Annotated in this window: 15 protein-coding genes, 9 tRNA genes and 1 pseudogene; 19 read left to right on the forward strand and 6 right to left on the reverse strand. The window is 62.8% G+C overall.

Annotation, left to right across the window (positions count from 1 at the left end):
- Nucleotides 1–35: 35 nt before the first annotated feature.
- From WIR04_RS14810 to hemA, 5 genes are read right to left on the reverse strand one after another with little or no spacing between them, the layout of a single operon-like run.
- Nucleotides 36–836: a SirB1 family protein gene (locus WIR04_RS14810; RefSeq protein WP_307765614.1), complete on the reverse strand. Its 801-nt coding sequence runs from the start codon at nucleotides 834–836 to the stop codon at nucleotides 36–38.
- A gap of 11 nt (nucleotides 837–847) precedes the next feature.
- Nucleotides 848–1,231, reverse strand: a complete 384-nt coding sequence (locus WIR04_RS14815) for a SirB2 family protein (RefSeq protein WP_025326183.1) — start codon at nucleotides 1,229–1,231, stop codon at nucleotides 848–850.
- Between the two features lie 41 nt (nucleotides 1,232–1,272).
- Complete coding sequence (gene prmC / locus WIR04_RS14820) at nucleotides 1,273–2,106, reverse strand: peptide chain release factor N(5)-glutamine methyltransferase (RefSeq protein WP_307765615.1); 834 nt, start codon at nucleotides 2,104–2,106, stop codon at nucleotides 1,273–1,275.
- Complete coding sequence (gene prfA / locus WIR04_RS14825) at nucleotides 2,106–3,194, reverse strand: peptide chain release factor 1 (protein WP_025326181.1); 1,089 nt, start codon at nucleotides 3,192–3,194, stop codon at nucleotides 2,106–2,108. Before prfA ends, prmC begins: the two co-directional genes overlap by 1 nt.
- A gap of 51 nt (nucleotides 3,195–3,245) precedes the next feature.
- Nucleotides 3,246–4,505, reverse strand: a complete 1,260-nt coding sequence (gene hemA, locus WIR04_RS14830) for a glutamyl-tRNA reductase (RefSeq protein WP_307765616.1) — start codon at nucleotides 4,503–4,505, stop codon at nucleotides 3,246–3,248.
- A gap of 125 nt (nucleotides 4,506–4,630) precedes the next feature.
- Here hemA and lolB point away from each other — a divergent pair, with 125 nt between their 5' ends.
- From lolB to WIR04_RS14905, 15 genes are all read left to right on the forward strand, one after another.
- Entirely contained in the window at nucleotides 4,631–5,209 is a 579-nt protein-coding gene (gene lolB / locus WIR04_RS14835) for a lipoprotein insertase outer membrane protein LolB (protein ID WP_162520188.1), read from the forward strand.
- The gene (gene ispE / locus WIR04_RS14840; RefSeq protein ID WP_374048960.1) at nucleotides 5,209–6,105 is read left to right on the forward strand and encodes a 4-(cytidine 5'-diphospho)-2-C-methyl-D-erythritol kinase; all 897 of its coding nucleotides are present in this window, start codon (nucleotides 5,209–5,211) and stop codon (nucleotides 6,103–6,105) included. The genes lolB and ispE overlap by 1 nt, the downstream gene beginning before the upstream one ends.
- Nucleotides 6,085–6,159: transfer RNA gene (locus tag WIR04_RS14845), tRNA-Gln, on the forward strand. The genes ispE and WIR04_RS14845 overlap by 21 nt, the downstream gene beginning before the upstream one ends.
- Before the next feature lie 252 nt (nucleotides 6,160–6,411).
- Nucleotides 6,412–7,359 (forward strand): ribose-phosphate pyrophosphokinase, encoded by a 948-nt coding sequence (locus tag WIR04_RS14850; protein ID WP_338887908.1) that lies wholly within the window; start codon nucleotides 6,412–6,414, stop codon nucleotides 7,357–7,359.
- 96 nt (nucleotides 7,360–7,455) lie between these two features.
- Nucleotides 7,456–9,474: a bifunctional metallophosphatase/5'-nucleotidase gene (locus WIR04_RS14855; protein WP_338887909.1), complete on the forward strand. Its 2,019-nt coding sequence runs from the start codon at nucleotides 7,456–7,458 to the stop codon at nucleotides 9,472–9,474.
- 195 nt (nucleotides 9,475–9,669) lie between these two features.
- Nucleotides 9,670–10,266, forward strand: a complete 597-nt coding sequence (pth, locus tag WIR04_RS14860) for an aminoacyl-tRNA hydrolase (protein ID WP_025326175.1) — start codon at nucleotides 9,670–9,672, stop codon at nucleotides 10,264–10,266.
- A gap of 166 nt (nucleotides 10,267–10,432) precedes the next feature.
- Complete coding sequence (gene ychF / locus WIR04_RS14865) at nucleotides 10,433–11,524, forward strand: redox-regulated ATPase YchF (protein ID WP_025326174.1); 1,092 nt, start codon at nucleotides 10,433–10,435, stop codon at nucleotides 11,522–11,524.
- Nucleotides 11,525–11,759: 235 nt separating this feature from the next.
- A tRNA-Met gene (locus WIR04_RS14870) sits at nucleotides 11,760–11,836 on the forward strand.
- Nucleotides 11,837–11,849: 13 nt separating this feature from the next.
- A tRNA-Gln gene (locus WIR04_RS14875) sits at nucleotides 11,850–11,924 on the forward strand.
- A 47-nt stretch (nucleotides 11,925–11,971) separates the two neighbouring features.
- Nucleotides 11,972–12,046: transfer RNA gene (locus WIR04_RS14880), tRNA-Gln, on the forward strand.
- Between the two features lie 35 nt (nucleotides 12,047–12,081).
- Nucleotides 12,082–12,158: transfer RNA gene (locus WIR04_RS14885), tRNA-Met, on the forward strand.
- A gap of 17 nt (nucleotides 12,159–12,175) precedes the next feature.
- Nucleotides 12,176–12,250, forward strand: a tRNA-Gln gene (locus tag WIR04_RS14890).
- A gap of 47 nt (nucleotides 12,251–12,297) precedes the next feature.
- Nucleotides 12,298–12,372, forward strand: a tRNA-Gln gene (locus WIR04_RS14895).
- Between the two features lie 132 nt (nucleotides 12,373–12,504).
- A tRNA-Met gene (locus WIR04_RS14900) sits at nucleotides 12,505–12,581 on the forward strand.
- Between the two features lie 8 nt (nucleotides 12,582–12,589).
- A tRNA-Leu gene (locus WIR04_RS14905) sits at nucleotides 12,590–12,673 on the forward strand.
- Between the two features lie 195 nt (nucleotides 12,674–12,868).
- On the opposite strand, the gene WIR04_RS14910 is transcribed toward WIR04_RS14905, so the two are convergent.
- A complete protein-coding gene (locus tag WIR04_RS14910; RefSeq protein WP_338887914.1) occupies nucleotides 12,869–14,701 on the reverse strand; it encodes an SLC13 family permease in 1,833 nt (610 codons plus the stop codon).
- 280 nt (nucleotides 14,702–14,981) lie between these two features.
- Here WIR04_RS14910 and yqfB point away from each other — a divergent pair, with 280 nt between their 5' ends.
- The 4 genes and pseudogenes from yqfB to WIR04_RS14930 all read left to right on the forward strand — a co-directional run.
- Nucleotides 14,982–15,314, forward strand: coding sequence for a N(4)-acetylcytidine aminohydrolase (gene yqfB, locus WIR04_RS14915; protein ID WP_025326172.1), 333 nt, complete (start codon nucleotides 14,982–14,984; stop codon nucleotides 15,312–15,314).
- An 87-nt stretch (nucleotides 15,315–15,401) separates the two neighbouring features.
- Nucleotides 15,402–16,322: an alpha/beta hydrolase gene (locus tag WIR04_RS14920; RefSeq protein ID WP_338887916.1), complete on the forward strand. Its 921-nt coding sequence runs from the start codon at nucleotides 15,402–15,404 to the stop codon at nucleotides 16,320–16,322.
- A 61-nt stretch (nucleotides 16,323–16,383) separates the two neighbouring features.
- Complete coding sequence (locus tag WIR04_RS14925) at nucleotides 16,384–16,764, forward strand: DUF1622 domain-containing protein (RefSeq protein WP_338887918.1); 381 nt, start codon at nucleotides 16,384–16,386, stop codon at nucleotides 16,762–16,764.
- Nucleotides 16,765–16,955: 191 nt separating this feature from the next.
- Nucleotides 16,956–18,517: pseudogene (locus WIR04_RS14930) on the forward strand (alpha-glucosidase); the annotation flags it as partial.
- Nucleotides 18,518–18,701 lie beyond the last annotated feature (184 nt).

The following is an 18,701-nucleotide window of genomic DNA, read 5'->3' on the forward strand; positions in this document are numbered from 1 at the left end:
AGCATCCTTAAGTGAAAGGGCTTCCCCAGAGGCCCTCAATGGAGGGGCTTGGGGCTAAGATCCAGGCTGGCCAGCTGGGTTTTCAGCACATCGGCCACAGGATCGTCCGGGCATTGTTCAATAAAGTATTCAAAATCGTCGGCGGCGAAACGGGGGCAGTCGAGCTGCTCGTAGATGAAGCCCCTATCCCGCGTCTCCAGCGGATCGCCGGGCTTCATGCGCAGCAACAGCTCGCTGGCACGCAGCGCCTCGGTCATGCGCTCCTCCCGCAGCAGGGCCCCCTTGCTGACGTTGAGCAAGCGCTCGATAATCTCCCACTGCCCGCAGGGCTGTAAATGGTCATTGCTCAGGGTCGCCAGGTTGCCGAGGGCACCGCGCAGCAGCAGCTCGATGCGGTGCAGGCTCAGCTCGTCACCGTTGAAGGGGTCCACATAGACCTCCCCCTCCAGGCCGGCGAAGCTCACCAGGAAATGGCCCGGGAAGCAGATCCCCTCCACATCCAGGCCAATCTTGCGACCCAACTGGATGATGAGGATACCAAGGCTCACCGGTATGCCCTTGCGCTGTACCAGCACCTGGTTCAGGTCGCAATTGGCGGCAGAGAAGTAGTCCTGCCAGTCACCCCGAAACCCCAAGGTCTGGTAGAACCCCTGCAACAGCTGACGACGCACCTCGTCACAGTCCCCTTCGACGATGGCCTCGTCCAGCCAGGTATCGAGACGGGCCAGTTCGGCCTCTCCCGCGCCGCCATGGCCCAGGATCTCATCGCTCACCGACAGTGCCAGTTCGGCCAGGTCGTGGGCCTCGAAGTCGGTCCACTCATCCACACGTATCATCGTCGTCATCCCTAGCCGAACAGGCTGGCCTGTTTCAGGACAGCAAGCTTGGCGATAAAGAAGATCCACCCCAGGGCCCCCAGGAAGGCAAACCAGCGGATGCTGTTGCTGCGCGCCAGGCGCAGCGCCATCATGCCGAGGAAGGCCACCGCCAGCACGGCGCTCAGCTTCTCGCTGAGCCAGGGGATCCCGTTGTTGAGGGGATTGAGATCCAGCACCATGCACAGCAGCACGCCGGAGAGCACCACCAGGCCATTGAGCCAGCCGCTGGCCTGCAGCACCCGGCCGTTACGGGCATGAGTGGAGCCGGTTTGGGCCCAGTAAAAGCGCAGCATGAACATCAGCACGGCCCCGACAATCAGGGTGAGGTGCAGATGTTTGAGAGCAACATACATATGGTTTCCTTCACAGGGGCGGACAGCTCCGCCCGTCATCATCACGGCGCCAGACGACCCAGAGTCACCCGCTCGTTATCCCCATAATCCCGCACTGTTTCCACCTGGCAGTAGCCCTGTTGCAGCAGAAGCTGACGCACCGCTGCCCCCTGCTCCCAACCGTGCTCCAGCAGCAGCCAGCCCCCCGGGCACAGATGGGCGGGGGCACCGGCGACTATCAGGCGAATGTCCGCCAGCCCCTGCTCGTCTGCCACCAGGGCGGAGCGGGGCTCGAAGCGCACGTCCCCCTCCTCCAGATGGGGATCCGCCCCGTCGATATAGGGCGGGTTGGAGACGATCATGGCAAAGCGCGGCGCATCCGACAGGGGCTCGAACCAGCTGCCGTCCCGCACTGCTATGGGCAATCCCAGGGCGGCGCTGTTGGAGCGGGCCAGGGCGGCGGCGTCCGGCATCCGATCCACCGCCCATACATCGGCATCGGGCCGCTCGGACTTGAGTGCCAGCGCGATGGCGCCGGTGCCGGTACCCAGATCCAGCAGGGCGCAGGGGCCGGCTGGCAGACGCGCCAGCGCCTGCTCCACCAGCACCTCGGTGTCGGGGCGCGGGATCAGGGTGGCCGGGCTCACCTTGAGAGGCAGCGACCAGAACTCCCGCTCGCCGATGAGGTGGGCTATGGGTTCACCGGCCAGCCGACGATCAAGCCAGGCTTGCAGGGTGGCCTGCTGGGCGCCATCGAGCTCGCGCTCCGGCCAGGTCATCAGGTAGCTGCGCCGGCAACCCAGCAGATGGCAGAGCAGCGCATCGGCGTCGGCGCGGGGGGACTCCCCCCCGGCCAACGTCGCCATGATGTGGGCACGAGCCTGCTGGATCTGCATTAATTGCTCTCGGCCAGGGAGGCGAGCTGATCCGCCTGATACTCCTGCACCAGCGGGGTGATGACGCAATCCAGATCCCCTTCGAGGATCTCCCCCAGACGATAGAGGGTGAGGTTGATGCGGTGCTCGGAGAGACGCCCCTGGGGGTAGTTGTAGGTACGGATGCGCTCGGAGCGATCGCCGGAGCCCACCAGGTTGCGGCGGGTGCTCTGCTCGGCGGCGCGGTGGCGCTCGTCCTCGGCCGCTTGCAACCGGGCGGAGAGCACCGACATCGCCTTGGCGCGGTTCTTGTGCTGGGAGCGCTCATCCTGGCACTCCACCACCAGGCCGGTGGGCAGGTGGGTGATGCGGATGGCGGAGTCGGTCTTGTTGACGTGCTGACCACCGGCCCCGGAGGCGCGGAAGGTGTCGATCTTCAGCTCGGAGGGGTTGATCTCGATCTGTTCGGCTTCCGGTACTTCCGGCAGCACGGCCACGGTACAGGCGGAGGTGTGCACCCTGCCCTGGGACTCGGTCTCGGGGACCCGCTGCACCCTGTGGCCGCCGGATTCAAACTTGAGGCGGCCGTAGACATGTTCGCCATCCACCTTGGCGATCACCTCCTTGTAACCGCCGTGCTCGCCGTCGTTGCAGCTGACGATGGAGACGCGCCAACCCTGACGTTCGGCGTAACGGGAGTACATGCGGAACAGATCCCCCGCGAAGATGGCCGCCTCGTCGCCGCCGGCACCGGCGCGGATCTCCAGGTAGCAGTTGTTGTCATCCTTGGGATCCCGCGGCAGCAGCATCACCTGCAGCGCCTGCTCCTGCTCCTCGAAGGTCGCCTTGGCGAGCGGCAGCTCCTCCTGCGCCATCTCGCGCAGGTCGGCGTCGTCCTCTTCCAGCATCAGCTTGGTGGTCTCGAGGTTCTCCTCGGCCTGACGGAAGCGCTGGAAGGCGTGCACTATGTCTTCGAGCTGGGCATATTCCCGGGTCAGGGCACGGTATCTGTCCTGATCCGAGGCGACCCCGGGCTCGCCGAGCAGGGCCTGTACTTCTTCGTGGCGCTCGATGAGGCCTTCCAGCTTTCTGATCAATGACGGGTTCATAAATCTTGTGTTCTCGATGGAGGAAGGGGCAGCCGGCTGGCCACCCCGGAACTATGACTCTTTTGACAACCCCAGCACATGACGCAGTTGGGACAGCTTGTGGCTGTCCCCCTGGGCTGCGGCCTGGCGCAGGGCCTGGGTCGGTGCGTGGATCAACTTGTTGGTGAGGCGGTGAGCCAGGGCCTTGAGGGCCTGCTCGGCATTCTCGCCCTGTTGCAGGGCCAGCAGGGCACGCTGCAACTCTTCATCCGCCACCTGCTGGGATTGGTGGCGATAATCGCGAATGAGATCGACCGAATGCTGGCTGCGGTACCAGCCCATGAAGTCGTCGCGCTCCTCCTGCACTATGAGCTCGGCCTCGGCGGCCGCCCGCTTGCGGGTCTCGAGGTTCTGCTCGATGATGCCCTGCAGATCATCCACCGTGTAGAGATAGGCGTCGGAGAGCTCGTCCACCTCGGCTTCGATGTCGCGGGGCACCGCGATGTCCACCAGGAACATGGGCCTGAAGCGGCGGGCCTTGAGGGCGCGCTCCACCATGCCCTTGCCGATGATGGGCAGGGGGCTGGCGGTGGAGCTGATGACGATGTCGGCCTCGTGCAGGTAGTCCGGGATCTCTTCCAGGGTCATCACCTGGGCGCCAAACTCCTCGGCCAGCAGCTGGGCCCGCTGCAGGGTGCGGTTTGCCACCATCATGCGGGTGACGCTCTGCTCGCGCAGGTGACGGGCCACCAGTTCGATGGTCTCGCCCGCCCCCACCAGCAGCACCTTGGTCTGGGAGAGATCGGAGAAGATGCGGCGGGCCAGGCTCACGGCGGCGAAGGCCACCGACACGGCACTGGCGCCGATCTCGGTGTCGGTACGCACCCGTTTCGCCACCGAGAAGGATTTCTGGAAGAGGCGCTCGAGGGATCCCTTCACCGCTTCCGCCTGCTGGGCGTGGGCGTAGGACTGCTTGATCTGCCCCAGGATCTGCGGCTCTCCCAGCACCAGGGAGTCGAGCCCGCAGGCGACCCGCATCAGGTGGCGCACCGCCTCCTCGTCGTGGTGCCGGTAGATGGCGGAGAGCACCTCGCTCGCCTCCAGCTCGTGGAACCGCTGCAGCCAGCTCAGCACCTGCTCCCCCTGCCCTTGCTCCAGGCTGCAGTACAGCTCGGTGCGATTGCAGGTGGAGACGATCACCGCCTCGCTGACACCGGGCTGCTCCACCAGCTCACGCAAGGCGCGATCGATGCAGTCCGGGCCAAATGCGACCCGCTCCCGCAAGGCGACACTGGCGGTGTTGTGGTTGATTCCGAGGGCAAGCAGACTCATGGGTGGGTGATGATCGTTTCGTGCACAGGGTATGAAGGCCGACAATTGTACGAGAAAGGGTAAGTCTTTAAAAGCAATACGGCCGCCCCTTATACTGTGGCAAATCTCTTATCCGGAGCACGACCTTGTTCTTGCGTATCTTCTCCCTCGCCTGCCTGCTGGTACTGGCCGGCTGTACCACCACTCAACCCCAGCGGGATCAGGTCAACTGGCAGCAGGAACGGGCCCGTCTCGAGCAGCTGACCCACTGGGAGCTGTCGGGCAAGATGGCCATCATCACGGCCCGCCAGAAGGGTAGCGCCCGCCTCAACTGGCAGCAGAACGGCGATGACTATCGCCTCAACCTCACCAGCCTCATCGGCACCCATATTCTGGAGCTCTCCCGCAGCAAGGGGGAGATCACCCTGACCGACAACGAAGGCAAGGTGCACCAGAGCCAGGATGCCGAGGCCCTCGTCTATCAGCTCACCGGCTGGAATATTCCGGTCACCGGGCTGCCGGAGTGGATCAAGGGACTGCCGGGTGAGGCCGAATTCGAGCTCAACCCCGACGCCAGCCTGGCCTCGGTGCGCGACGGTCAGTGGCAGATCGTCTATGGGGACTACCGGGATCAGGACAACTACCGGCTGCCCCACCTGCTGACCATGACCGGCCAGGGCAGCCGCCTCAAGTTGCAGATCAACCAATGGACCCTGGCGCCATGATGAGCCTCCCAGACCAGAGCGCGCCGAAGACGGCGATCCGCTGGCCGGCGCCGGCCAAGCTCAACCTCTTCCTGCACGTCAACGGCCGCCGTCCCGACGGCTATCACGAGCTGCAGACCCTGTTCATCTTCCTCAATCACGGCGACTGGCTGGAATTCGAGCCGCTCGCCGATACCGACCTGCTCACCCTGAGCCCGGCCATCCCCGGGGTGCCGGATGAACAGAATCTCATCATCCGTGCCGCCCGCCTGTTGCAGGGGAGGCTGCCAAGCCCGATGGGGGCCCATATCCGGCTGGAGAAGTTGTTGCCCATGGGGGGTGGCATCGGCGGCGGCTCCTCTGACGCCGCCACGACGCTGGTGGCCCTGAATCATCTCTGGCAGGCGGGGCTCGGCGAAGACGAGCTGGCGGAACTCGGGGTGCAGCTGGGGGCCGACGTGCCCGTGTTCGTGCGCGGCCGGGCCGCCTTTGCGGAAGGGGTCGGGGAGAAGCTGCAGCCGGTCGAGCTGCCGAGCGCCTGGTATCTGGTGCTCAAACCCGATTGTCATGTGGCAACGGCGGCAGTTTTTCAGGATCCCGAGCTGCCCCGCAACACCCCCAGGATGACATTGCACAACCTGCTGGAAGGGGTGTGGAAAAACGATTGCGAATTGCTGGTGAAAAAGCGCCACCCCGAGGTTGCCAATGCGCTCGGCTGGTTGCTAGAATACGCGCCGTCAAGAATGACGGGCACTGGCGCCTGCGTCTTTGCTCAATTTGAAGACGAAGTGGCTGCTCGGAAGGTGTTGGCAAGGGTGCCGGAAGGCTGGGATGGGTTTGTCGCCAAGGGCGAGAACATATCACCACTCTTCGCCACTTTGCAACAAGTCAGTGATTGGGGTATCGCCAAGCGGTAAGGCAGCGGGTTTTGATCTCGCCATTCCTAGGTTCGAATCCTAGTACCCCAGCCAACTGGACATTGTTGCGGGTCACATCAAGAGATTTAGATCTCGTCGATGTGCCTAGGTGCGGATCCTGATACCCTGGCCAATCTGACGTGATGGTGCCGAAGGTGGTGGCTCTGCCGTCCACCCGGGTAATCCGGCGCCACCACAGAGCTTCCAGAGGCCTTGTCCGTTATCTTGATAAATCGTTTGCCCCCAAACGATACGGGTCTGAATCAGACTCCCCACATACTGGATGCAACCCCGAGGTTTCAAACCGTGCCTGACATGAAGCTGTTTGCTGGTAACGCAACGCCGGAACTAGCCCAGAAGATCGCAGATCGCCTGTTTATCAAACTCGGCAATGCTGCCGTAGGTCGCTTTAGCGACGGCGAGATCAGCGTACAGATCAATGAGAATGTACGCGGTGGCGATATCTTCATCATTCAATCCACCTGTGCCCCGACCAACGACAATTTGATGGAATTGATCGTCATGGTGGATGCACTGCGTCGTGCTTCAGCTGGCCGTATCACTGCCGTTATTCCCTACTTTGGTTATGCCCGTCAGGACCGTCGCGTCCGCTCCGCCCGAGTGCCCATCACCGCCAAGGTCGTCGCCGACTTCCTCTCCAGCGTGGGTGTGGATCGCGTGCTGACCGTTGACCTGCATGCCGAGCAAATCCAGGGCTTCTTCGATGTCCCCGTAGACAACGTGTTCGGCAGCCCTGTGTTGCTGGAAGACATGCTGTCCAAGAACCTCGAGTCTCCTGTTGTCGTATCGCCGGACATCGGCGGCGTGGTCCGTGCCCGTGCCATCGCCAAGCTGCTGGACGACACCGACATCGCCATCATCGACAAGCGTCGTCCCCGCCCGAACGTCTCCCAGGTCATGCACCTGATCGGCGACGTGGCCGGCCGTGACTGCGTCATCGTCGACGACATGATCGATACCGGCGGCACCCTGTGCAAGGCGGCCGAAGCGTTGAAAGAGCGTGGCGCCAAGCGTGTATTCGCCTATGCGACCCACCCTGTCTTCTCCGGCACCGCCGTGGAAAACATCAAGAACTCGGTCATCGACGAGCTGATCATCACCGACTCTATCCCGCTCACCGCCGAGATGAAGGCCGTCGGCAAGGTCAAGCAGCTGACGCTCTCCTCCGTGCTGGCCGAAGCCATACGTCGTATCAGCAACGAAGAGTCCATCTCTGCCATGTTTGAGCATTGATATGCCCCGTTGTGACAAAAACCGCCAACTGGCGGTTTTTGTTTTTTCAAGCCTGGCCAAAGTAATGCCCTGCCCCCGCAGGTTAAGGATGTCCCCATGAAGTGCTTGCGTCTCCTCACTCTCCTCCCGCTGTGCGCCCTGCTCTCTGCCTGCCTGACCGGCCAGCAGGATCCGCCCTTCACCCTGACCCTGGCACACATGAACGACACCCACTCCCAGTTCGACCCGGTCAACGCCGAGCTGAAGGGGCCTCTCTTCGGCAAGCAGGGGGAAACCGACACCCTCTACACCCGCCTTGGCGGCTATCCCCGCCTGCTCACCATGACGAAGGCCTACCAGGCCGAGGCGCTCGCCAAGAACCAGCCGCTGTTGCTGCTGCACGGGGGCGACGCCTGGCAGGGCAGCGGCTACTTCAAGCTCAACGAGGGGATGGCCAATGCCGAGTTGCTGAGCCAGTTCGGCTTCGATGCCATGGCCCTTGGCAACCACGAGTTCGATCTCGACAACCAGAAGCTGGCCCGCTTCATCCAGGGGGTGAACTTCCCGGTGCTGGCCGCCAACCTGGACGGCCGCGACGACCCGGACCTGCGCCAGGCCAGCAACCTCAAGCCCTTCGTGGTCTATGCCTTCGATGGCAACCAGAAGAGCCCGGTCACCGATCTCGCCCACCTGCCCGCAGACAAGCAGCTGGTCGCCGTCATCGGGCTGGTGCTGGAGGACATGGCCAACATCTCCCCCAACGTCGGCAAGCTGCGCTTTGCCAAAGAAGTGGCCTCGGCCCAGGCCACGGTCGACTTGCTGCAGGCCAGGGGGATCAACCGGATAGTGGCCCTCACCCACATCGGCAACGCCCGGGATCTCGCGCTGGCGGCCAAGGTGAACGGCCTCGATGCCATAGTCGGCGGCCACTCCCACAGCCTGCTCGGTGACTTTCGCAACGTCGGCTGGGGCAAGACGGGGGAATACGCCCAGCTGGTCACCAATCCGGACGGCGTGGGTCTGACCTGCGTGGTGCAGGCGGGATCCTATGCCCAGGCCATCGGTCTTGCCCGGGTCAGCTTCGACGCCCAGGGCCGGGTCATCGCCTGCAAGGGTCAGAACCAGCTGCTGGCCAGCCGCGACTTCTTCGCCGATCCAGCCCGCCAGCAGAGGCTGGACAAGACCCGCAGCCAGCAGGCCGGCAAGTTCATCGACGCCCAGCCCAACCTGGTGACGGTGGATGAAGATCCGCGCCTGCGCGGCCTCATCGACAGCCACTACAAGCCGGCGCTGGAGCAGGCCTACGGCCCCGTCATCGGCACCCTTCCCGAGCCACTGCAAAATGCCCGCCGCCCCGGCGACAACGGCAGCGACAACCACGGCTCCGACGTCGCGCCCCTGGTGGCGGAAGGCCAATACGTTTGGGCCAACACCCCGCAGGTGCAGGCCCTGACCGGCGGCCCGGTCGACTTCGCCCTGCTGGCGGTGGGAGGCGTGCGCGCCGACTTGCCCGCCGGTGAGCTGCGACAGGGGGAGGCGGCCCTCAGCCTGCTGCCGTTCAAGAACCCGCTCAGCGTACTGACCCTCTCCGGCGCCGAGGTGCGGGCCCTGCTGACCGAAACCATCACGGCCACCCTGCCCGCCAACGCTCATGCGGGCAAGTTCCCCTATGGCGGCCATCTGCGTTACACCTTCAAGGAGACCGAAGCTGGCAAGGCGGGCCATCTGACCCGGCTGCAGTGGCAGACGGCCGAGGGTCAGTGGCAGGATCTGGTGAATGGGCGGCGCTACCGGGTGGTGACCAACGCCTACAGCGCCAACGGCAACGACGGCTGGCAGGCCCTGGCACGGGCGCAGCGTCAGAGTGCCGAAAGCCAGAGTACAGAACGCGTGGATCTCGCCTGGGTGGCGGGCCAGCTGACCGCCTTCCCGGTGCTGGCAGTGGCAAAGCGCGGCGAGCAGCTCGGCGCCGTCTATGGGCCGGGCGAGGCCCTCGACTGCAAGGCTGCCAACGTGGATTGCGGCACAGATGCGGCCTCGTTCGTGGACTATGTGCGTTATGCCCGCCCCCTGGTGACCGCCCTGGATGAAGAGACGGTGACTCTGCTGCGTGCCGGTCAAGTCGACGCCCCCTGAGCCGCTGCGCAAAAACGGGCCGGGGCGAAGCCCGTTTTTTGCGGCAGTTGGCGACCCGTTACCGGGTTATTCCCCCCGGCTTGCCGAGCTTTGGTTGAGTGATCGCCAGTCGGCGGCTAGAATATTGCGTCCCATTGCCCTGGACCCTCTGTTTATGGCAACCAGTAGTGCAAGCAGCGAGTGAAGACATCAAGCGTGACGCATCAAATCAAACTGATTGTCGGGCTGGGTAATCCCGGCCCCGAATACGCCAAGACCCGCCACAACGCGGGGGCCTGGTATGTGGAGCAACTGGCCCGCTGGCACAATGTCAGCCTGCGCGAAGAGCCCAAGTTCTTCGGCCACACCGCCCGCATCCTGGTGGAGGGGCAGGATGTGCGGCTGCTCATCCCGAACACCTACATGAACCTCTCCGGCAAGGCGGTGGCGGCGCTGGCCCGCTTCTACCAGATAGTCCCCGAAGAGATACTGGTGGCCCACGACGAACTGGATCTGCCCCCCGGCATCGCCAAGTTCAAGCAGGGCGGTGGCCACGGCGGCCACAACGGCCTCAAGGACATCATCGCCAGGATGGGCAACAACAATAACTTCTTCCGGCTGCGCCTCGGGATCGGTCATCCCGGTGCCAAGGAGCTGGTCGCCGGCTTCGTGCTGACCAAGGCGCCCAGCAGTGAACAGAGCCTGATCGAGGCCGCACTGGATGAGTCCTTGCGCGCCACCGATATCCTGTTCAAGCAGGACATGACCAAGGCCATGAACCGGCTGCACAGCTTCAAGGCTGAAAAAGTATAGGAATGTTCGATCATGAGTCGGCTGCACTCAGGGGCGCGTTCAACAACGAGCCCAAGCCTGACATGATCAGTGCCATGAGCGGTTTCATACCGTCTCGACGGCCAAAAAAATATGACATGGGACGCCTGCGCCCCCTCACAGCATCTATCAAGTAAGGTAACAATTCATGGGTTTTAAATGCGGTATCGTGGGCCTGCCCAATGTAGGCAAATCCACCCTGTTCAATGCGCTGACCAAGGCCGGCATCGAAGCCGCCAACTTTCCGTTCTGCACCATTGAGCCGAACACGGGTGTGGTCCCCATGCCGGATCCCCGCCTCGACCAGCTGGCGGCCATCATCAACCCCCAGCGTGTCGTACCGACCACCATGGAATTCGTGGACATCGCCGGCCTGGTGGCGGGTGCCTCCAAGGGTGAGGGTCTGGGCAACCAGTTCCTGGCCAACATCCGTGAGACCGAAGCCATCGGCCACGTGGTGCGCTGCTTCGAGGACGAGAACATCATCCACGTTGCCGGCAAGGTCTCCCCGGCCGATGACATCGAGGTGATCAACACCGAGCTGGCCCTGTCGGATCTGGACGCCTGCGAGCGCGCCATCCACCGTCAGTCCAAGCGCGCCAAGGGCGGCGACAAGGATGCCAAGCTGGAAGTGGAAACCCTGGAAAAGATTCGGGTTGCCCTGGAAAACGGCCAGATGATCCGCGGCATGAAGCTGGACAAGGAAGAGCTGGCGGCCGTCAGCCACCTCAACTTCCTGACCTTGAAGCCCACCATGTACATCGCCAACGTGGCGGAAGATGGCTTCGACAACAACCCCTTCCTCGACAAGGTGCGTGAAATCGCCGCCGCCGAGAACGCCGTTGTGGTCGTGGTCTGCTGCGCCATCGAGGCGGACATCGCCGAGCTGGACGACGCCGACCGCGCCGAGTTCATGGCCGATCTGGGGATCGAAGAGCCGGGTCTGAACCGGGTGATCCGCTCAGGTTACGAGCTGCTGAACCTGCAGACCTACTTCACCGCCGGGGTGAAGGAAGTGCGCGCCTGGACCATTCCGGTCGGCGCCACCGCCCCGCAGGCGGCGGGCAAGATCCACACCGACTTTGAAAAAGGCTTTATTCGCGCCCAGACCATCGCCTTCGACGACTTTATCACCTACAAGGGTGAGCAAGGCGCCAAGGAAGCGGGCAAGATGCGCGCCGAAGGGAAAGACTACATCGTCAAGGATGGCGATATCATGAACTTCCTGTTCAACGTCTAACCCCATGAGAGGCCAGCATTTGCTGGCCTCTTTGCTATGGGCACAGGTTGCGGATCTGCTGCCAAATGTCGCAAAAAAAACCAGATTGTTGGGCTTTTGCGCGACAGCGTCCAATAACTCGCCAAACGCACCCAAATTCGGTTTTTCTGGCAAAAAAAGGGTTGACGCCCCAGAGCCAGATACGCATAATTCCGGCCGCACAGTGACGAGGCAACGACTCACTGGAAGCACGGTTGGCTATGTAGCTCAGTTGGTTAGAGCATCGCACTCATAATGCGAGGGTCACAGGTTCGAATCCCGTCATAGCCACCATTAATCATTCAGTTGGGGTATCGCCAAGCGGTAAGGCAGCGGGTTTTGATCTCGCCATCCCTAGGTTCGAATCCTAGTACCCCAGCCATTTTTAAAGTTCTTTGCCCGCCATTATTGACGGTTGAGGAGCGCTGTTGGGGTATCGCCAAGCGGTAAGGCAGCGGGTTTTGATCTCGCCATCCCTAGGTTCGAATCCTAGTACCCCAGCCATTTTTACTTGTACACGACAATGTCGGATACAAGACGGCTATGTAGCTCAGTTGGTTAGAGCATCGCACTCATAATGCGAGGGTCACAGGTTCGAATCCCGTCATAGCCACCATTTACAAGTTGTTCAGTTGGGGTATCGCCAAGCGGTAAGGCAGCGGGTTTTGATCTCGCCATCCCTAGGTTCGAATCCTAGTACCCCAGCCATTTTTAAAGTTCTTTGCCCGCCATTATTGACGGTTGAGGAGCGCTGTTGGGGTATCGCCAAGCGGTAAGGCAGCGGGTTTTGATCTCGCCATCCCTAGGTTCGAATCCTAGTACCCCAGCCATTATTGCCTTTCATCGACCTTGTCGGTGATAGCTGTGGTAAACGTGAGAGGTCTTGATCTCGTCAACGTGCCTAGGTCCAAACCCTAGTACCCAGCGATTTTACTTGTACACGACAATGTCGGATACAAGACGGCTATGTAGCTCAGTTGGTTAGAGCATCGCACTCATAATGCGGGGGTCACAGGTTCGAATCCCGTCATAGCCACCATTAATATTGCGGAAGTGGCGAAATTGGTAGACGCACCAGATTTAGGTTCTGGCGCCCTAGGCGTGAGAGTTCGAGTCTCTCCTTCCGCACCATCAAGGCAGTACCAAACAGACCAGCTCATGCTGGTTTTTTTGTGCCTGGATTTCGGCCCTTGCCTCCTCTCCTTCCCTGCCGTTCTCTCTGCTCACTGGCTTGTCAGCCCAGGACCTCATCCCACAGCGTCGGGATATATGGTCAATAAAAAGCGGCCCGCAGGCCGCTTGTGTTTCTCCCCTGATCAAAGCTGCTCAGAACGGGAAGAACCAGGGAATGGCGATGACGCTCACCACCATCACCAGCAGGGTAAAAGGCACCCCCACGCGGATGAAGTCCATGAACTTGTAGTTGCCGGGCCCCAGCACCAGGGTGTTGACCGGTGAGGAGACGGGCGTCATGAAGGCCGCCGAGGCGGCGATGGCGATGGTCATGGCGAAGGGATAGGGAGAGACCCCCATCTGCTGTGCCGTACCCAGCGCAATGGGTGCCATCAGCACAGCGGTGGCGGTGTTGGAGATAAAGAGCCCGATGACCGCGCAGAGCACGAACAGGCTGGCCAGCATGACACGGGGCCCCATCTCCCCCACCGCCGAGATCAGCCCGCCGACGATGAGATCCACCCCGCCGGTCTTCTGCAACGCCAGGGCAAAGGGCAGCATGCCGACGATCAGGATCAGGGTCGGCCAGTGGATGGACTTGTAGGCGCTCTCCATGTCGATGCAGCGGAACTTGCCCATCAGCAGGCAGGCGATGAGCGCCGCTATGACGTTGGGCACGGGATCCGTCACCATCAGCACTATCATGACCGCGAGGGCGATCAGGGCGTGGATGGCCTGGCTGCGAGCCGGCGCCATCTCGTCCACCTCGGCGGGCAGGCCGAGCAGCAGGAAGTCCCTGTGGTGGGTCTGCAACTGGCGAATGAGGCTCCAGTTGCCCACCACCAGCAGGCTGTCTCCCATCAACAGCGGCTCATCCACCAGCTTGCCGGTGAGCTCCTCACCGTTGCGGCGGATCCCGACCACGCTCAGGCCGTAGCGGGAACGAAAGGCCACCTCGCGGATGCTCTTGCCAAGCAGACGGGATTCCGGAATGAGGGACACCTCGGCCATGCCCACCTCCCGCGCCTGATCCGAGAAATACTCCCCGCGCAATATCATGGGTTCGAGTCGCGCCTCGGCACAGAACTCCCGCACATCCACCTCGGGGTCGGACATGTCGATGAGCAGCACGTCCTTGGCCTGGAACTCGGTGACGCCGGAGACGGTCACCATCACCCGCCGAAACTTGCGCCAGCGCTCCAGCCCGATGATGTTGGCCCCAAAGCGGGCACGCAGTTGCAGCTCGTCCAGGGTCTGGCCGATCAGCGGAGAATCGGGGCGGATCGCCAGGCGGCGAGCCCGGCCGGCCAGGCGATAATCGCGGATGAGGTCGCGCATGGTGCTGCGCCCCGCCTGTTTACCCTTGCCCTCTTCCCCCTCACGCACCAGACGGTGACGCATCAACAGCATGTAGAGGATCCCCATCCCCAGAATGATGACCCCCATGGGGGTGAAGCCGAAGAAGCCGAAGCCCTGGATGTCGTGGCGCATCAGCTCGCTGTTGACCACCATGTTGGGCGGCGTGGCCACCAGCGTCATCATGCCGCTGATGAGACCGGCGAAGCCCAGCGGCATCATCAGCCGTCCCGCCGGGATCCCCATCCGGTTCGCCACGCTCAGCACCACCGGGATGAAGATGGCCACCACCCCTGTGCTGCTCATCACGGCTCCCAGGGTCGCCACCGCCACCATCAGCAGCACCAGCAGCCGGGTCTCGCTGCTGCCTGCCACCTTCACCAGGGCATCCCCCACCTGATAGGCGATGCCGGTGCGCACCAGCCCCTCCCCCACCACGAACAGGGCGGCGATCAGGATGACGTTGGGATCGCTGAACCCCGCCAGCGCCTGTGGCAGGGTCAGGGTGCCGCTCAACACGAACAGAATGATGATCAACAAGGCCACCACATCCATGCGTACCCTGTTGGTAATAAACAGGAAGATGGCGCCCACCAGCATGCTGAGCACCCAGATCAACTCGGAATTCACACTCGCTCCTTTCGTTCATGTCCGCCGGGCGGGGAACCGCGCCAGACGCCATCAGACCACAGCCAGTCCCTCTCCATTTTGTTACATATCAAGAAAGAGGAGCCCACATCATCGCACATTCGGGTTCACTTGCAGCCACTTTGCAGGGCAGAGCAAGCGCGCCAACCCACGCCACCCGCACATCCGGGCGAAAAGTGCTGCGCGCCCTCCCCGGCACTCCTAGAATGGGCAGCCTCGGGCTGATCCGGCCCCTGCCCACCCCTTGTCCTTCGGAGAGAAAATGTCAGTTCACACCCCAACCTACCCGGAATTCACCTTCTTCGGCCGCTTCGTCGCCGACATCCAGTCCGGCCGCAAGACCATCACCATCCGCGACGAGAGCGAGGCCAACTGGCAGCCCGGCCAGCGGCTCGCGCTCTTCACCAATCCGGAGCACCAGCCCTTTGGCACCATGGAGGTGCTCTCGGTTACGCCCCTGGCCTTCGATGACCTGACCGACGAGCACGCCCGCCAGGAGAACATGACCCTCGCCGAGCTCCAGACCGTCATCCGGGACATCTACCCCGCGCTGCCACCGCTCTATGTGATTGAATTCAAACTGATTGAAGCCTGATTTTGTGAGCTGCCTCAACTAACGCCGGTTGCGATTTCAGACCAGAAGCGCACAATACCTGTTTTTATATACAGTTATTGGTGCGTTATGGAAGAACAACTCGAACCGGCCATCGCGGCCATGGTGGCGGAATTTGTTGCCGCTGGCAGACCCAGGGCAAGCGAGATGAGCTGGCAGGCGCGGCGGGAGGGCTATCTTTCCTCTGCCGTATTGGGCGGTGAGCGGGAAGAGGTGGGCGCCATCGAAGAGTGGCAGGCCGATCACTACGCCATCCGCCGTTACCAACCCCTGGACATGCCGGATCCCGCTTATCCGGTGTTGATCTACTTCCACGGCGGCTGTTTCGTCAGCGGGGATTTCGAGACCCACGATCGCCAGATGCGGATGCTGTGCAACAGTGCCAATGCCCTGGTGTTTGCCGTCCACACACGCCTCGCCCCCGAGCATAGCTATCCTGCCGCCCATGACGATGCGCTGGCCGCGACCCTCGCCATCATGGCCGCGCTGCCGCAGTGGCGCGGCGATCCGGGGCGGGTCGCACTCGCAGGCGACAGCGCCGGTGGCCACCTCGCCCTGATCACCACCTTGCGACTCAAGGAGGCGGGAGCGGCACTGCCCGCCGCCCAGATCCTCATCTATCCCATGCTCGATGCCCTGGGAGAAAGCCAGAGCTATCGCGACCTTGGCGACGACTACCTCATCACCCGTGACATGCTGCTCAGCGGGTTTCAGGCCTATCTGGGCAGGCTGCCCGCCAGCCATCCCGAGGCGAGCCCGCTGCACCATCCTGATCTTGCTGGACTGCCGCCCACCCATATCCTCACGGCCGAGTGGGATCCCCTGCGTGACGAGGGAGAGGCCCTCTATGGCAAACTGCTGCAAGCCGGTGTTGCCGCCACCTGTCAGCGGCAGCTCGGGGTGATCCACGGTTTCTTCCAGCTGGTGGGCATCAGCCCTGCGGCCCGTCATGCCATCGCGCAGGTCGCCATGCTGCTCAAGGGGCTCTGAGTTGGCTCCGGCCCCCATGCCGTGTTAAAAGTGTCTCTTTTGAATCAGGGAGGTGACCCTAGTGTTTGAGATAGCAAGCCTGAAAGAGGGCATGATGCACGGGGTCGAGCTGTTCCAGCTGCTGCTGGAGATCATCTCCATCGCCTGCGTGGTGATAGGACTTGGCAAGACCCTCTGGCTGGCGGCGCGGGTGCGGGATCACCAGCCCGGCTTTCCGCGCATTCGTCTCTGCTTCGGTAGCTGGCTCATCCTGGCGCTGGAGTTCCAGCTCGCCGCCGATATCCTGGCCACCACAGTGGCGCCGAGCAAGGAGGAGCTGATCCGCCTCGCCATCATCGCGGTGATCCGCACCTTCCTTAACTACTTCCTCGGCAAGGAGCTGGACGCCCAGGCCGAACGCCAGCAGACACCCGGCGCCGAACAGCCCGAGGCGACCCGATAAGGGCCACGCCGGCGGGCATGTGAGTACACCGCCATCCCGACCACGCCCTGGTCGGGATGGTGGCTTTGTGACCCTGCCCGCAGTTTTGGCTATCAGCCAACAATGGAACCCTTTTCAAGGCCCACCTCACCCTGTTGACCCCGGCTCCCACTGAGTAACATGGCGGGACCACTTCACCACCGGCCACGCTGATGCATCCTCACCCCACCCTCACTCTCGATCAGTGCGTTATCTACCAGATCTACCCCATGAGCTTTCAGGACAGCGACGGCGATGGCATGGGGGACATCAACGGCATCCGCCAGCGCCTGGACCACCTGGCGACCCTCGGAGTGGACCTGCTCTGGCTCACCCCCGTCTACCCTTCCCCCAGACGGGACAACGGCTACGACGTGGCGGATTACCGCGCCATCGACCCCGCCTTCGGCACCCTGGCCGAGATGGACTCGCTCATTGCCGAGGCGGGAGCGCGCGGCATGGGCATCATGATGGACATAGTCGCCAACCACACCTCCACCGAACATGCGTGGTTCAGGCAGGCGCTGGCCGGGGATCCCCGCTACCAGACCTATTACGTCTTTCGGGACCAGACCTTCGTCGATACCCACCCGCTGGACTCCATCTTCGGCGGCAGTGCCTGGGAATACGTGCCGGCGCTTGATCGCTACTACCTGCACAACTTCGATGCGAGCCAGGCCGATCTCGACTGGGACAATCCGGCGGTGCGGGCCGAGATGGCGGAGGTGATCAACTTCTGGCTGGCCAGGGGCATCAAGGGGTTTCGCTTCGATGTGATCGACATGGTGAGCAAGGAGTGGTCGCCCATTGCCATGAGCAACGGCCCCCGCCTGCACGACTATATCCGCGAGCTGAGTGGCGCCAGCTTCGGCGGCAAGGGGATCATCACTGTCGGTGAGACCTGGGGGGCAGATCTGGCCCATATGCGGCGCTATTCGAACCCGGATGACAGCGAGTTCAGCATGGTGTTCACTTCGCCTTCAAGGACGCCATGGCCCGCCACCAGAGCGGGCTGCACGGCCAAGGCTGGAACAGCCTGTTTCTGGGTAACCACGACCTGCCCCGCGCCGTCTCCCGCTTCGGCGACGACAGCCCCGAGTGGCGCGAGCTGAGTGCCAAGCAGTGGGCCCTGGTGCTGCACATGATGCAGGGCACTCCCTTCATCTATCAGGGGGAGGAGCTTGGCATGACCAACCGCCGCTGGCAGCCAGAGGAGCTGCGCGATCTGGAGGCCATCAACTACAGCGCCAGCCAGCCGGGACTGGACCCCGCCGAGCTCGCCCGCCGCCTCGATGCCATTGGCCGCGACAACGCCCGCACGCCGATGCAGTGGGACTCGGGCCCCCGGGCCGGTTTCAGCACGGCAGAGCCCTGGATAGCGCTCAACGACAACTATATGGAGATCAACGCCGCCGAGCAGCTGGCCCGCCCCGACTCCCTGTTTCACTGCTATCGCCAGCTCATCGCCCTGCGCAAGGCCCACCCCGTCATTCGCCATGGCGACTTCGAGCTGCTGGATGAGGGCGATCCCCTGTGCATCAGCTACCGCCGCAGCTGGCGGGATCCGGCCACCGGCCAGACGCAAACTCTGCTGCTGCTCGCCAATCTCACCGCAGGCCTCTTGCCCATGCCCCATTTCGACAAGCTAGCCAGCGACGCCAGCTTGCTGATGGGCAACTACCCCGGCCAGCCAGGGCCCTGCTTTGCCCCCTACCAGACGGCGGTTTGGCTTCTTGTGGAGCCCGCCATGGCGCTCGCGCCAGGCACGCATAGAACCGACCGGAGTAGGCCAGTTCAGGGGCGAGCGGGTTGACTGTCCCCCGGAATCTGCGTATTTTGCGTCCAGATTTCATGTTGGACTGCTCTGCAATGTTGTACATCCTGTTCAAATGTTCTGTCAGGAGGCTGTGCTCCGTGCA

It is taken from the genome of Aeromonas rivipollensis, assembly GCF_037811135.1.
GTDB classification, from domain to species: domain Bacteria; phylum Pseudomonadota; class Gammaproteobacteria; order Enterobacterales; family Aeromonadaceae; genus Aeromonas; species Aeromonas rivipollensis.

Bases quoted from the DNA above. Each gene is read 5' to 3' on its own strand.
- hemA (WP_307765616.1), bottom strand. From the start codon at position 4,505: ATGAGTCTGCTTGCCCTCGGAATCAACCACAACACCGCCAGTGTCGCC.
- WIR04_RS14815 (WP_025326183.1), bottom strand. From the start codon at position 1,231: ATGTATGTTGCTCTCAAACATCTGCACCTCACCCTGATTGTCGGGGCC.
- prmC (WP_307765615.1), bottom strand. From the start codon at position 2,106: ATGCAGATCCAGCAGGCTCGTGCCCACATCATGGCGACGTTGGCCGGG.
- ychF (WP_025326174.1), top strand. From the start codon at position 10,433: ATGGGTTTTAAATGCGGTATCGTGGGCCTGCCCAATGTAGGCAAATCC.
- prfA (WP_025326181.1), bottom strand. From the start codon at position 3,194: ATGAACCCGTCATTGATCAGAAAGCTGGAAGGCCTCATCGAGCGCCAC.
- WIR04_RS14810 (WP_307765614.1), bottom strand. From the start codon at position 836: ATGATACGTGTGGATGAGTGGACCGACTTCGAGGCCCACGACCTGGCC.
- WIR04_RS14920 (WP_338887916.1), top strand. From the start codon at position 15,402: ATGGAAGAACAACTCGAACCGGCCATCGCGGCCATGGTGGCGGAATTT.
- yqfB (WP_025326172.1), top strand. From the start codon at position 14,982: ATGTCAGTTCACACCCCAACCTACCCGGAATTCACCTTCTTCGGCCGC.
- WIR04_RS14855 (WP_338887909.1), top strand. From the start codon at position 7,456: ATGAAGTGCTTGCGTCTCCTCACTCTCCTCCCGCTGTGCGCCCTGCTC.
- ispE (WP_374048960.1), top strand. From the start codon at position 5,209: ATGAGCCTCCCAGACCAGAGCGCGCCGAAGACGGCGATCCGCTGGCCG.